This is a genomic window from Winogradskyella sp., assembly GCF_965656915.1.
GTDB lineage: Bacteria > Bacteroidota > Bacteroidia > Flavobacteriales > Flavobacteriaceae > Winogradskyella.
The window spans coordinates 1-13,015 of sequence record NZ_CBFHMI010000001.1; the positions used below are offsets into that span (position 1 = coordinate 1).

A 13,015-nucleotide genomic window follows, 5' to 3' on the forward strand; every position below is an offset into this window, starting at 1 on the left:
GCTATTAAAAATGGCGATACTAGAGCTTATGCACAATTAGTTGATCGCTACAAGAACTTGGTCTATACTTTAGCGTTACTTATGTTAAAACACACAGAAGAAGCTGAAGAGGTTGCGCAAGACACGTTTATTAAGGTTTTTAAGTCGTTAGATAAGTTTAAAGGTGATTCTAAATTTTCGACATGGATCTATAGAGTAGCTTATAACACCTGTTTAGATAATATCAAGAAGAACAAGAAGCATCTAAATAATGTCGCTATAGATGAGTATACATTTAATAAACTAGATACTATAGATAATGCTTTAGATACTATTATTAATGAAGAAAAGAGTGCTCTAATAAAAAATTGCATCAATAAGCTACCAGAAGACAGTAGCGCATTATTGACACTTTTTTATTTTGAAGAACTATCTCTAGAAGAAATTTCTAAAATTATAAATGTTGAAGCGAAAACAGTAAAAGTGAAACTTTTTAGAGCTCGAAAAAAACTAGCTGTAATCTTAGAGCAGTATTTTCAACTACAAAACAACATCAGTTATGGAAAAGGATGATAAAAGAATTGAAGACTTGGTAAATAAGTTGATGGAAGCAGATGCGTTAGAATCACCTTCATTTGATTTTACGGATAAGGTAATGTCTAAAGTTGAAGCTTTAAACACTTCTGAAGTAACGGTGTATAGACCTTTAATTCCTAAATATATCTGGTGGTTAATGGCTTCAGGTTTTATAGCTTTGGTTGGTTATATGTTCTTTAAACAACCTAATGAAACGGCAAGTTTATCTGAACGCTATAATCTACCGGACGTGTCATTTAATCTGCTAGAAAGTTTATCACTTAATTTTTCTAGTACAATGATGTATGCTACAGTATTATTGGCAATTATGTTAAGTGTACAAATACCATTATTAAAACAATATTTTAATAGTCGATTGTCTTATTAGTTTGGATAATACCAGAATGGAATACGCGCTTCGTACACATTCATAGTATCTTTTTTCGTAACTCGTTTTCTCAATAAGTTCATAAGATGTTTTCCCTCTGGCAAATCTTAAATACTTATATAGGTTTCAATTCCTTGTTGCTTCCGTTTGCTTTCTGTGAGAATAAATTTGCTGTTATAAACTACACTATCAATTTTAATTGTAAATATTTCGTTTAATGTCATCATGTATAGGCGTCTGATACTATCTCTTTTATTCCAGGACATTTCATTAATAATAATCATGTCAGAGCTAAAGCCCCTAATGTCTTTTTCGGGTTTTAAACTGGGCTTATAATTAAAGATATAATCATCAACAGAGTCGTCAAAAACCATAAAAATTTTTAAGAAATTATCAGTAATTACTTTAGAGGGAATCACTACATCTTCAATAAAATCTTTTTCGTCTATTAAGTGATCTTCGTAGTTTGTGCCATTACCAATAATTTCGCTAGAGTTGAGGTTTCTATTAAAATAGTTGGATGTTTTGTTATTATAAGACGATGCAATTATTAAACAAATATAAAGAGGTAGTAAAAGAAAGCTTAATCGTCTACCAAATTTATTATCTAAAAAATTATATACTAAGGGACGATAAAGAAAAGAAAATGTAATAAAACTAAAAACCCAGTAAAACGGAAAATAAATTTTACTTAACCATTTTTTCTTTTTTAACCAACCTTGTGTCGCAAAATCAATAAAGACTAATAACATACCAATAATCATGAAAATGATTAGAGGTATTCCAATGATTTTTCCGTAAGGTAAAGCGTCATTATCTATTAGAAAGTTTACAATTAAGACAATAACACCTAAGGTAAAAACAAATGCGAAGACATAGAATACTAATAAAAATGAAATAGCGAAAATAACACTACAATAATTCTCTAAACGTCCAATATACCTATCAAAAGACCCAACTTTTTTTCGAAGATAATTACTGAATTTTTCACTATAATTTAAAACATCATAATCTATATCACCTGAAACATACCTTAATCCCAACGCTCCAATCCATAAACCTCTTAGTATAACATGAAGCAACAAGTTAAAAACTAGAATAACACAAGAAATTAAAGCCACCACATACATAAAAGTAATGAGTTTATTGCCATCTGCCACAGCCTCAGTATACAATAAATCCAATGGAGTATAGGTGCTAAACAAACCAAAAATCGCAAAACCAGAAATCAGCAACTCTAATTGCCAGCTTTCTTCCTAGAGCTTTTTTAGCAGTTTCTTAAATGCAGGATTATTATAATCTTGACTCATGTTAAGGTTGGTTTAATTTCCTCTAAATTTAGGCATAATACATTAAATTCAATTTTTATTCAAAATTTGAAACCCTATTACTTTTTTTTCGTTTTTAAAATAGAACGCTAACCAATTACATGCAAAATAAAGATAGTAAACTAATAGAAGCCTGTGCAAAAGGGAATGAAATTGCTCAAATGCAAGTTTATGATATGTACTGTCAGGCTATGTTTACAGTGGCTTGCCGCTATCTAATTAATGAAGAAGATGCCAAAGATGCTATGCAAGACGGGTTTTTAAAAGCATTTAGAAGCATAAATACCTATAAACCACAAGCTACATTTGGAGCTTGGTTAAAGCGAATTATTATTAATCAATGCTTAGATGTTTTAAAGAAAAGATCGTTAAAAATTAGTGATGATGAGGTTGAAGATTTAAAAATTATTGAAGACGAGGACTGGAATTTTCACAGCACAATATCTAAACAAGACATCTTAAAAGCTTTAGAGCAACTAAAAGAAAAGCATAAGATAGTTGTGAAACTGTATTTAATTGATGGTTACGATCATCAGGAAATTTCAGAGATTTTGAAAATTCCAGTGAAAACATCAAGAACACATTTAAGTAGAGGTAAAGCCACATTGCGAGACCTTTTAAAACCAAAGTATAATGAAGCGAGATATTAGAGATTTATTTAAAAAGGAAGATGAGTTAAAAACACTTCCTGAGAATCACAGAGTAGAGTTTTTAGATAAACTTAAAAAGATACCAAAACAAAAATCAAATACGTTCTTTTGGTTCAGTAGCGCGGCAGTTGTTTTGATAGCATTAACCATTGGTTTCAATATGTTTTTCAACCAAACTGAAACAGAAGTGTCTCCAATGATTGCACAAATAGAAGCTGTTGAAGCTGAGTATTTAAAGGATATAGAAAACGAGTGGAATAATTTTGTTGCTCTCGCCAAAGACGAAGTTTTGGTTGAAAGGTTTAGAAAACGATTTGTTGAGTTAGATAAAGATTATCAAGAGATTTCAATTCAGTTTAAGAACGATACAAATAATTTATTGGTCATTGAAGCACTTATAGACAACCTACAAACGCGATTAAAACTTTTAAAAGATATTCAAAAGCACATCAAAATATTAAATCAAAATAACGAACAAAATGAAAACAAAATTTAAAGTATTACTACTGTTGCTCATCACATCGGTATTACTAAACGCACAACAACATGATATTTATAAAAATAGCTTTGATGCAGAAAAGTTGACAACCTTAGTTCTAGATTTAAATAGCTCCTATATTCAGATTGAAGAGTCTAATGATGGCAGGGTATATATAGACTATACCATAGAATTTAAGAATTACTCAAAGAAAGAAATTGAAGATATTATTAGTAAAATAGAGACATCTGCTGTTTTAGAAAACGAAAAACTTGTTCTTAAGTCTAATAGCCAGAGTACTATGGGAGATGTAGTTTATAGCATAGAAACACTCTTCGGAATTACTTTTGAAGGTAACAATATTACTTTTAAAGAACCATCAACACGAATGTTTAGAAAAGGGAAACAGTATTTCATGAATATAAACGACGGTTCAAGAACTAAAAGTCTTAAAGAGTATCTGAAAAATATAAGAACATTTGATAGTAAAAAGAAAAAGAAAAAAGTAAAAATTAAGAACGTAAAGAGCTACCGAACTAATTTCGTAATTAAAATACCAAGTCGCGTTAGCATTAGAGCAACAGCCATAAACTCTAATATGACATTTAAATTAGACCTAAAAAACCAAATGACATTAAATGCCAGAAATACAAAGTTGCAGTTTCAAAGCTTAAGTAACGTTTTAAATAATTTTGATATTGTTAATGGCGAGTTTAGAGCAAATGCGTTAGAAGGAGGTACATACAAGTTTAATCATGTAAGTAAAGTTCAGTTTTCAGAAATAAGAGCTGTAAATATAGATAGCGAGTTTACCGACATACGAATTGGAGAGGTAGGTGAGAATGTGAAAATTGTGGATTTTAATAGTGAGTTTTGGTTGCATAATTTCTCAAACAATTTTGGGGATTTTAAAATGACAACTGAATATTCGGAAATCAATTTATTTTATCCAGAAGACATGGAATTTTACATTGAAACATTTGGGCATGACACGGTTCATTATTGGGATAATTTAACAACAGAAAGTCAACCAAGCCGAAAAAACAAATCATCTAAAATGATGATTATAGGAAAGGAGGTGGCACCTAACAAAATTCAGATTAACACCATACACGGTATCATAAGATTTGGAGAAGACTTTATAGATTATGGAGAGTAATTATATAGAATTTTAATACTAAAAAGTACTTAGGTTGTCTAAGTGCTTTTCGTCTTCATTCTTGGTTCTAATATCTATTTTAATACCAACGTTTTTTCTTTTTCTTGGAAGCTACACTTTTTCTGCCTTTTTTATACTTACTGCCTTTCTTTTTATGAACAATTGGTTTTGCCTTTGGGTCTAAAGGATAAGGATGTTCAGTCTCAATAGGAATTTGAACATTGATATATTGCTCAATCGTTTTTACGTAGTTTTTTTCGTCTGCAGAACACATAGAGTAAGCTTTACCCATATTACCAGCACGACCTGTTCTGCCAATTCTATGCACATAGGTTTCGGCTTGGTTTGGCATGTCAAAATTGAAGACATTATCGAGCTCATTAATATCAATTCCTCGAGCAGCAACATCTGTTGCAATAAGGATTTTTACGTAGCCATTTTTAAATTTGTTAAGTGCAGTTTGCCTGTCACTCTGGTTTTTATCACCATGAATGCTGTCAACCTTATAACCATTTTTAATTAAGGTTTGTTCAAGCTTATTTACACCAAATTTTGTACGTCTAAAAATTAGAACATTGCCTTTTATGGTGTTTCGCATTAAGTGTAAACACAATTCTATTTTATTACGTTTTGGCACGTAGTATAGTACCTGGCTAACATCTTTTGCTACCGATTTTGTTGGTGTAACATCAATCCGCTCAGGATTTTTGAGAATAGTATTGGCGAGTTGTTCTATTTTATAAGGAATGGTTGCTGAGAATAAAAGTGCCTGCTTAACCTCTGGACAAAGGCGTTCAATTTTTTTGACATCGTCAATAAAACCCATAGCTAACATTAAATCCGCTTCATCGAGGACTAAAGTTTCTATATAATCTAAGTTGATATAATCTTGTTTATGCAAATCGAGTAGACGTCCAGGAGTCGCTACTAAAATATCTACACCTTTTTTGAGAATGTCAATTTGTGGTTCTATAGATGTTCCACCAAAAACCACTAAAGACCTTAGGTTAGAGAACTGGGCATACGTTTTAAAATTTTGTTGAATCTGAACTGCTAATTCTCGAGTAGGACTTACAATTAATGCTCTTATTTTTTTACCACGTTTTGGCGCATCTTGCTTATCAAATAATTGTTGAAGAATAGGCAATGCGAAAGCTGCTGTTTTACCTGTTCCTGTTTGTGCAGAAACAATAACATCTTTGCCTTCTAATATTACGGGTATAGTGCGCTGTTGTACCAAAGTAGGCTCAACATAACCTGAGGCTTCAATCGCTTTTAAAAGCGGTTTTATAAGTTTTAAGTCTTTAAATGACATTTAATTTTATTTAGTGTAAAGGTAGAATAATAGTTTTACCAACGTTCTTCCATCCATTGCTTTTGTTCTTTTGGAGATAAAAACGTCCAGGCAATAAATCGACTTACTTTTTGTCCTTGCCTCATTTCAATAGTTTTTACGTCTAGCGCTTTTACGTTTTCTAAAATCTTATAATTTGGTTTTAGAGTCACTTCTTTTGAAATTAAACTAGTAAACCACAAACATTGCTTCCCAAAGTTTCTACTTTCATAAATCATGTCTTTAACAAATCGGGCTTCACCACCTTTGGTCCAAAGCTCGTCTTGTTGTCCGCCAAAATTTAAAAGTGCTTTACTTGGTCGTTTTCCTTTTAGGTTCTTAAGTTTTCTCAAACTTGCTTTTTGAGCCTCTTCTAGTGAGGTATGAAAAGGAGGGTTGCACATGGTGAAATCAACGTTTTCCTCGGGTTTTAGAATATCTTTAAAAAATGCATTAGATTGTTCCTGGCTCCTAATTTCAACAGTAGATTTTAGTTTAGAATTGCCTTGTTCTATGGCTTTTGCAGAATTAATGGCAGTTTCGTTGGCGTCACTTCCAATGAATGACCAACCATATTCATAATTGCCGATAATAGGATAAATACAACTTGCGCCAACACCAACATCTAGTCCTTTGATATGATTTCCTTTCGGAATTTCAGTACTATTTCCTTTTAAAAGGTCTGCAATATTATGAATGTAATCTGCACGGCCAGGAATTGGTGGACATAAATAATGTTCTGGTATTTCCCAAAAATCAATACCATAGTGATGCTTTAAAAGTGCTTTATTTAGAGCTAAAACTGCTTTTGGATTGAAAAAATCAACAGAATCATCACCATATTTATTGGGTGCTACAAATTTTGCTAATTCTGGTGAACTTTTTATTAGTCCGTCAAAATTATAACGTTCTCTATGTTGACTTCTAGGATGAAGTTGTGATTTTACTTTGGGATGTTGTTTTTTTTGCAAGTTACATGCTTTTATTGTCGCAAAGGTATAGTAATCTTAGCAGCATATCATTTTATTTCGTCATCTGCTTTGACATAGGTATCTAATGTTACAAAAAAAAAGCGCGAGTTGAATGAACTCACGCTTATTAGCTATTAATTAATAAAGGAACTACTTAAGCTCTTCTTATTAGTTATCGCGAAACTAAGTTTAACTAGTGATTTAAAAATTGACTTATGTTAATTAATTAAGATTGAGAAAGGTCCTTTCGTATTCTGCTCAGACTTTCTGCAGTTATACCAAGATAAGAAGCAATGTGATAGTTCTTTACCACTTTTGCAATTTCAGGATAGGTTTTTATAAAATTAAGATATCTTTCTGTGGCATTTTGAGACAAATTCCTTAAAATTCTGGATTGAAACCCCGCAAATGCTTTTTCTAGTTTTAATCTAAAGAAGTGTTCAATTTTAGGTATTTGCGTATATAAGTATTCTTTATCTTTTTTACTGATTTTGTAGATCACAGCATCTTGAATAACTTCAATTGCCATAATAGATTTTGAAGACGTGAAAAAAGAGGTATAATCGCTAATCCACCAATCTTTAATGCCAAATTGAACAGTATGTTCTTTACCATCTCTATCGATATGAAATGCTCTCAAACAACCATCTAAGACATAATATTGATCAGTTGTATTATAACCAGGTTGTAGTAAAGTAGTTCCTTTTTTTACATCTTCTTTATGAAATACAGACGTTATAATTTCTATTTCGTTTTCAGTGAAAATAAGGTCTTTGAAGATTTCTTTTATTTTGGAAATATCGGTGCGCACAACAACACAATTAATAACCCACACAATATAGGTAAAAACTTTTAAATGAGAAGTTGATTTATTTGGTAAAGCTAGAAAAAAAAAGGCTTGTTTGATAAGTTAGTTTTTCACAAGTGATATTGTCAACTAATTTTTGATTATTCTATATCCTCTGGTTTTTTGAGTTTCATTTATGAGATTTATTGTAAAAAAGAACGCTAATTTTATATGAGTATATATCAGCATAGTTCTTTACAATTAGTAGTTGAAGTTCTTAATTTGTTTATCAGAAATATTGTAAATCTATAAACCTACAGGCGTTTATTAGTGACTTAAGTATTAAAATTATATTTCTAAATACTAGGTCTGGTAACTTCAAAACTATATGAGGCTACTATATCATTCTTTATTTTTAAATGCACATCATGGAAGCCTTTGTATTTAAATTTATACTTGAAAGTAATGACTCCTTCAACATTTTTTAAGTCATATATTTTTAAAGAATTATGAGTTTTGCCAGCGAGCTCTACTAATGAAATATTTTCAATAGAAATTGCTTCTAACGCTCTAAGTGTAAAACTGATCTCCTTGTTTCTTTCAATAACAGTATTTAATTGCTCCGGACCAATTGGAATAACTTTGTGCCTAAAAGTCTCACCATAAACAATTGGTTCTGGGATAAAATTACTCGCGATAATGCTATCGTTTAAAAACTATTTTTGTCTTAGGGGATAGTGGTTTTTGGCAAAAAGTATAGGGTCGGTTAAAAAGTAACCATTGTTATAATCCTTTACAAAAATACTTCCGTTAATCATATAACCACTAGACCATGTTGCATCACACAAGTACCATTTGTTATTTAGTTTTACAGCGTTCCATGAATGATTAATAGACTTCAATGCTTCTACATTAGTTTCAAAAGATCTTGCATAGCCATCGATAATCTCACATTCAATATCAGCAATAAAACATAATTCTTTTATAAGATATGCGTAACCTGTACACATGATTGTTTTATACTTCAATAACTTTTTAAAAGCGATTTTTTTAAAATCTTCATTCCATGCTATATAGCCTAAACTATCATTTTTGAATTTTTTTCGTTTTCTACTTACTTTATTGTGTTGGTAAGCATCACCATTAATATTAAGACAAACCCATAAGTAAATGGCTCTAAATTTCTCCACACCTGTTGGAAGCTTGGAAGTTAGCTTATGAGCCAATAAGGGCAAATTATTCAATTCATTACCTTCATGCAGTTTTACAATATTATCTACTTTTGTAAAATCAATATGTTTAAAATCTGAAATTTGAGCAAGCGTTAGTTTAGAAAAAATAATAAAAGCCCAAATAAATAAATATTTCATAGGGCTTAAAGCCATTAGTTTCTCTTTGATTTAAAAACCTCTTTAACAGCCACTTTGCCCATAATGATGCAAGTTGTTTCATTCATATTAATTTTTAATGCAATATTAGAAGCAAATTTTTTGTTTTCTATAATCACTTTTTGAGATTCCATGCCAACATAACTTATTATTAAGACATCACCTTTTTTTAGTTTTTGAGGAAATTCAAAATAACCTTCAAAATCCGTTTGAACACCTACTTCTGTGCCTTGTAATACTATACTTGCACCTGGTAATGGTAGTCCATCAATTTTTGTGGTAACGGTTCCTTTTACAGTTATTTTTTGCTTGTTTTTTAAATCTTCTACTTTTGAGTCGTCTTTTAAAGTTCCTGTTTTGTCTTGCTCTTGAGCTTCAGCTAATGTTATGGAAAAAAATGATAAAACAGCCATTGCAATTCCTGTAAAGAAGCTGTAATAGTTGCTTCTTTTATGAGTATTAAATGAAGAGTTAAGTTGTTGCTCACTAAATCGGCCACAGGTGTTTTGTGAAGATTTAGTTTTAAAATAAGTAACAATCTCTTCACTATTCATTTTGGTAAAATTAATAACTTCTTTTTGGCAAGAATCACAAAAGCTACCTTTTTTTGTAGGCTGAAATTGATCATAGTTCTCCGAACATGGTTTTTTAATGTCTAGCCTAAATTGCGTATTCATAATATGTTCATTTAATGTTAGTATACATCAAACCTATAGAACTTAATAGTTAAGAAATACCAATATTGAGTTAACGATACTTTTCGAATAGTAAAAGGTGCATTTTAATGAGTTTGTAAATCAAAAAAAACCACTTTGAATACACAAAGTGGTTTTTGGAATATGTGAGATGCTAAAACAAGTTCAGCATGCCAAATAATGCTTACTTAATCATATCATAGCTACGCTTAATAAAGTTTGTTAGTTCTTCACCTTTTAAAAGGCCTTGAGATAAACGTGCTAAATCTAAACTCTGATTAATTAAGCGTGTCTGCTTTTTCTTGGTTTTGGTGTTAAGAATCTCACCAACTAATTCAGAATTTGTATTGACGATGAGGTTATACATTTCTGGCATATTACCCATGCCAAACATTCCACCTCCACCACCTGTGGCTTGCATCTCTTTCATACGGCGCATAAACTCTGGTTGTGTAATGATAAATGGTGACGCATCACTATCCATAGCTTCTAACTGTACCATAAACTTTTCAGATGGCACAACGTTTTTCAATAACTCATCAAGTTTTGTCTTCTCTTCATCAGTTAATTTAGAAATCGTGGTATCGTCTTTCTTAATTAAGTTATCGATATGATCACCATCTACACGTGCAAAAGAAATATTTTCCTTAGTGGTTTCTAATTTCTGAATCAAATGCGATACGATAGGTGAGTCTAGCATTAAGACTTCATAATCTTTTGCCTTAGCAGATTCAATATAACTGTGTTGCTCATCCTTATTAGACGCATAAAGAATCACCATTTTATCATCCTTATCTGTCTGCTTGGCTTTAATAGCGTTGGTTAATTCTTCAAAGGTGTAATACTTTCCGTCTACTGTTGGGTAAAGCGCAAAAGCATCTGCTTTTTCAAAGAATTTCTCTTCAGATAGCATACCGTATTCTATAACGATTTTTATGTCGTCCCACTTCTTTTCGAAATCTTCACGACTGTTGTTGAATAACGATTTGAGTTTATCAGCTACTTTTCGCGTTATGTAAGATGAAATCTTTTTTACGTTGCCATCAGCTTGCAAGTAAGAACGTGATACATTCAATGGAATATCAGGTGAATCTATTACACCGCGTAACATCGTTAAGAATTCTGGCACAATACCTTCTACATTATCTGTGACGAATACCTGATTTTGATACAATTGAATCTTATCCTTTTGAATGTTGAGATCATTCGTCATCTTAGGGAAATATAAGATTCCTGTTAAGTTGAACGGATAATCAACATTAAGATGAATGTGGAATAAAGGCTCTTCAAATTGCATAGGATACAACTCTCTGTAGAACGTGCTATAGTCTTCATCTTTTAAATCTGTTGGCTGCTTTGTCCAGGCAGGATTAGGATTATTAATAATATCATCTACTGTAATCTGCTTGTGTGGTTCAGTAGTTTCTTTACCGTCTTTATCTTTGGTTGTTTTAGGAGTAAACTCTGGATCGTTTATTTCCTTTGTTCCAAATTTAATCGGAATAGGCATAAACTTATTGTATTTCATTAAGAGTTCACGGATTTTAGTTTCTTCTAAAAAACTCGTTTCATCGTCAGATATATGCAGAATGATTTCAGTTCCTCTATCTTTTTTATCAGATTCTACTAAGTTAAATTCCGGACTTCCATCACACGTCCAGTGTGCAGCTGGCTCATCTTTGTGAGATTTAGTAATAATTTCAACCTTGTCTGCCACCATAAACGATGAATAGAACCCTAAACCGAAGTGCCCTATAATACCAGAGTCTTTTTCAGAATCTTTATATTTTTCTAAAAATTCTTCAGCACCTGAAAATGCAATTTGATTGATGTATTTTTCAACTTCTTGAGCCGTCATCCCTAAGCCTTGGTCTATGACATGAAGTGTTTTTTGGTCTTTATCAATCTTAATTTCAATTTGCGGATTACCGTATTCAGATTTAGATTCGCCAATACTGGTAAGGTGTTTTAATTTCAAAGTAGCGTCAGTGGCGTTACTGATGAGTTCACGTAAAAATATTTCGTGATCACTGTATAAGAACTTTTTAATTAACGGAAAGATATTCTCAACCGATACATTAATACTTCCTTTTGTCATAATTTATAGTTTTTTGAATAATTAATTTTAATCAATTAGTTATAGTCAAATAAAATACCAAGACTGATAATATGACAAACTGACACAGTTGCTATGCATGCATAATAATTGCAAAACTGATTAAAACCAGTTCGTTTATAAATGATTATTTTTGTTATTCACAATTTTTCCCCTTTAAATATGTATAATTCTAAAATAATTGGTTTAGGGAAGTATGTTCCTGATAATGTTGTTACTAACGATGATCTGTCAAAAATGATGGATACGAATGACGAATGGATACAAGAACGTACTGGTATAAAAGAAAGACGTTGGATAAAAGAAGGATCTGAAGATACCTCTGCAGTAATGGGAGCGAAGGCTGCTAGAATTGCTATTGAGCGATCAGGTTTAACTAAAGATGATATTGATTTTATCGTCTTTGCTACATTAAGCCCAGATTATTATTTTCCAGGTTGTGGTGTTCAGGTACAAGATATCCTAGATATGCCCACCATTGGCGCTTTAGATGTGCGTAATCAATGCTCAGGATTTTTATATGCTATATCTGTAGCAGATCAATTTATAAAAACTGGGATGTATAAAAACATTTTGGTAATTGGTGCAGAATACCATAGCAACGGATTAGATAAGAGTACAAGAGGACGTGGAGTAACCGTAATTTTTGGAGATGGGGCAGGAGCTGCCGTTTTAAGCAGAGAAGAAGATACTACAAAAGGAATACTATCTACGCACTTACATAGTGAAGGTAAATATGCAGATAAGCTAATTGTGGCATCGCCAAGTATAGCGCATTGGGTACCAGAGATTATTGAAGCTGGTGAAGAGGATTTATCGTATTTCCCGTATATGGATGGCACCTTTGTGTTTAAAAATGCGGTGGTGCGATTTAGTGAAGTCATAATGGAAGGCTTAACAAAAAATGACTTAAAACGCGAAGACATAGATATGTTAATTCCGCATCAGGCAAATTTAAGAATTGCACAGTTTATACAGAAGAAGTTTGGTTTACGCGATGACCAGGTTTTTAATAATATTATGAAATACGGAAATACTACAGCAGCCTCTGTAGTTATTGCACTTACCGAAGCTTGGGAAGAAGGCAAAATAAAAGAAGGTGACAATGTGGTATTAGCTGCTTTTGGTAGTGGTTTTACCTGGGGAAGTGCAATTATTAAGTGGTAA

13 protein-coding genes are annotated in these 13,015 nt (G+C 31.8%); 6 read left to right on the top strand and 7 right to left on the bottom strand.

Annotation, left to right across the window (positions count from 1 at the left end; translation table 11 throughout):
* Both ACTG3Y_RS00005 and ACTG3Y_RS00010 read left to right on the top strand, forming a co-directional pair.
* Nucleotides 1–552, top strand: a 552-nt coding sequence (locus ACTG3Y_RS00005; RefSeq protein ID WP_439150868.1) for an RNA polymerase sigma factor, incomplete at its 5' end; no start/stop codon positions are given.
* Complete coding sequence (locus ACTG3Y_RS00010; RefSeq protein WP_439150869.1) at nucleotides 539–943, top strand: hypothetical protein; 405 nt, start codon at nucleotides 539–541, stop codon at nucleotides 941–943. The genes ACTG3Y_RS00005 and ACTG3Y_RS00010, both read left to right, overlap by 14 nt.
* A gap of 107 nt (nucleotides 944–1,050) precedes the next feature.
* Here the strand turns inward: ACTG3Y_RS00010 and ACTG3Y_RS00015 are convergent, their stop codons facing one another.
* Nucleotides 1,051–2,127, bottom strand: a complete 1,077-nt coding sequence (locus tag ACTG3Y_RS00015) for a hypothetical protein (RefSeq protein WP_439150870.1) — start codon at nucleotides 2,125–2,127, stop codon at nucleotides 1,051–1,053.
* A 245-nt stretch (nucleotides 2,128–2,372) separates the two neighbouring features.
* Here ACTG3Y_RS00015 and ACTG3Y_RS00020 point away from each other — a divergent pair, with 245 nt between their 5' ends.
* From ACTG3Y_RS00020 to ACTG3Y_RS00030, 3 genes are read left to right on the top strand one after another with little or no spacing between them, the layout of a single operon-like run.
* Nucleotides 2,373–2,921, top strand: coding sequence for an RNA polymerase sigma factor (locus ACTG3Y_RS00020; protein WP_439150871.1), 549 nt, complete (start codon nucleotides 2,373–2,375; stop codon nucleotides 2,919–2,921).
* Complete coding sequence (locus tag ACTG3Y_RS00025; RefSeq protein WP_439150872.1) at nucleotides 2,905–3,417, top strand: hypothetical protein; 513 nt, start codon at nucleotides 2,905–2,907, stop codon at nucleotides 3,415–3,417. The genes ACTG3Y_RS00020 and ACTG3Y_RS00025 overlap by 17 nt, the downstream gene beginning before the upstream one ends.
* The gene (locus ACTG3Y_RS00030) at nucleotides 3,401–4,558 is read left to right on the top strand and encodes a hypothetical protein (RefSeq protein WP_439150873.1); all 1,158 of its coding nucleotides are present in this window, start codon (nucleotides 3,401–3,403) and stop codon (nucleotides 4,556–4,558) included. Before ACTG3Y_RS00025 ends, ACTG3Y_RS00030 begins: the two co-directional genes overlap by 17 nt.
* A gap of 79 nt (nucleotides 4,559–4,637) precedes the next feature.
* Here ACTG3Y_RS00030 and ACTG3Y_RS00035 read toward each other — a convergent pair whose 3' ends face one another.
* The 6 genes from ACTG3Y_RS00035 to htpG form a co-directional block, all read right to left on the bottom strand.
* Nucleotides 4,638–5,873, bottom strand: coding sequence for a DEAD/DEAH box helicase (locus ACTG3Y_RS00035; protein WP_439150874.1), 1,236 nt, complete (start codon nucleotides 5,871–5,873; stop codon nucleotides 4,638–4,640).
* A gap of 35 nt (nucleotides 5,874–5,908) precedes the next feature.
* Nucleotides 5,909–6,862 (bottom strand): 23S rRNA (adenine(1618)-N(6))-methyltransferase RlmF, encoded by a 954-nt coding sequence (gene rlmF, locus ACTG3Y_RS00040; protein WP_439150875.1) that lies wholly within the window; start codon nucleotides 6,860–6,862, stop codon nucleotides 5,909–5,911.
* Nucleotides 6,863–7,088: 226 nt separating this feature from the next.
* Nucleotides 7,089–7,673, bottom strand: coding sequence for a Crp/Fnr family transcriptional regulator (locus tag ACTG3Y_RS00045; RefSeq protein ID WP_439150876.1), 585 nt, complete (start codon nucleotides 7,671–7,673; stop codon nucleotides 7,089–7,091).
* 692 nt (nucleotides 7,674–8,365) lie between these two features.
* Nucleotides 8,366–9,019: a transglutaminase domain-containing protein gene (locus ACTG3Y_RS00050; protein ID WP_439150877.1), complete on the bottom strand. Its 654-nt coding sequence runs from the start codon at nucleotides 9,017–9,019 to the stop codon at nucleotides 8,366–8,368.
* A gap of 14 nt (nucleotides 9,020–9,033) precedes the next feature.
* A complete protein-coding gene (locus ACTG3Y_RS00055) occupies nucleotides 9,034–9,714 on the bottom strand; it encodes a carboxypeptidase-like regulatory domain-containing protein (protein WP_439150878.1) in 681 nt (226 codons plus the stop codon).
* A gap of 202 nt (nucleotides 9,715–9,916) precedes the next feature.
* On the bottom strand, nucleotides 9,917–11,830 hold the full coding sequence (htpG, locus tag ACTG3Y_RS00060; protein WP_439150879.1) for a molecular chaperone HtpG: 1,914 nt from the start codon (nucleotides 11,828–11,830) through the stop codon (nucleotides 9,917–9,919).
* Between the two features lie 180 nt (nucleotides 11,831–12,010).
* Between htpG and ACTG3Y_RS00065 the strand changes: the two genes are divergently transcribed.
* Nucleotides 12,011–13,015 carry a 3-oxoacyl-ACP synthase III family protein gene (locus ACTG3Y_RS00065; RefSeq protein ID WP_439151095.1) on the top strand — a complete coding sequence of 335 codons (1,005 nt, stop codon included), beginning with the start codon at nucleotides 12,011–12,013 and terminating at the stop codon, nucleotides 13,013–13,015.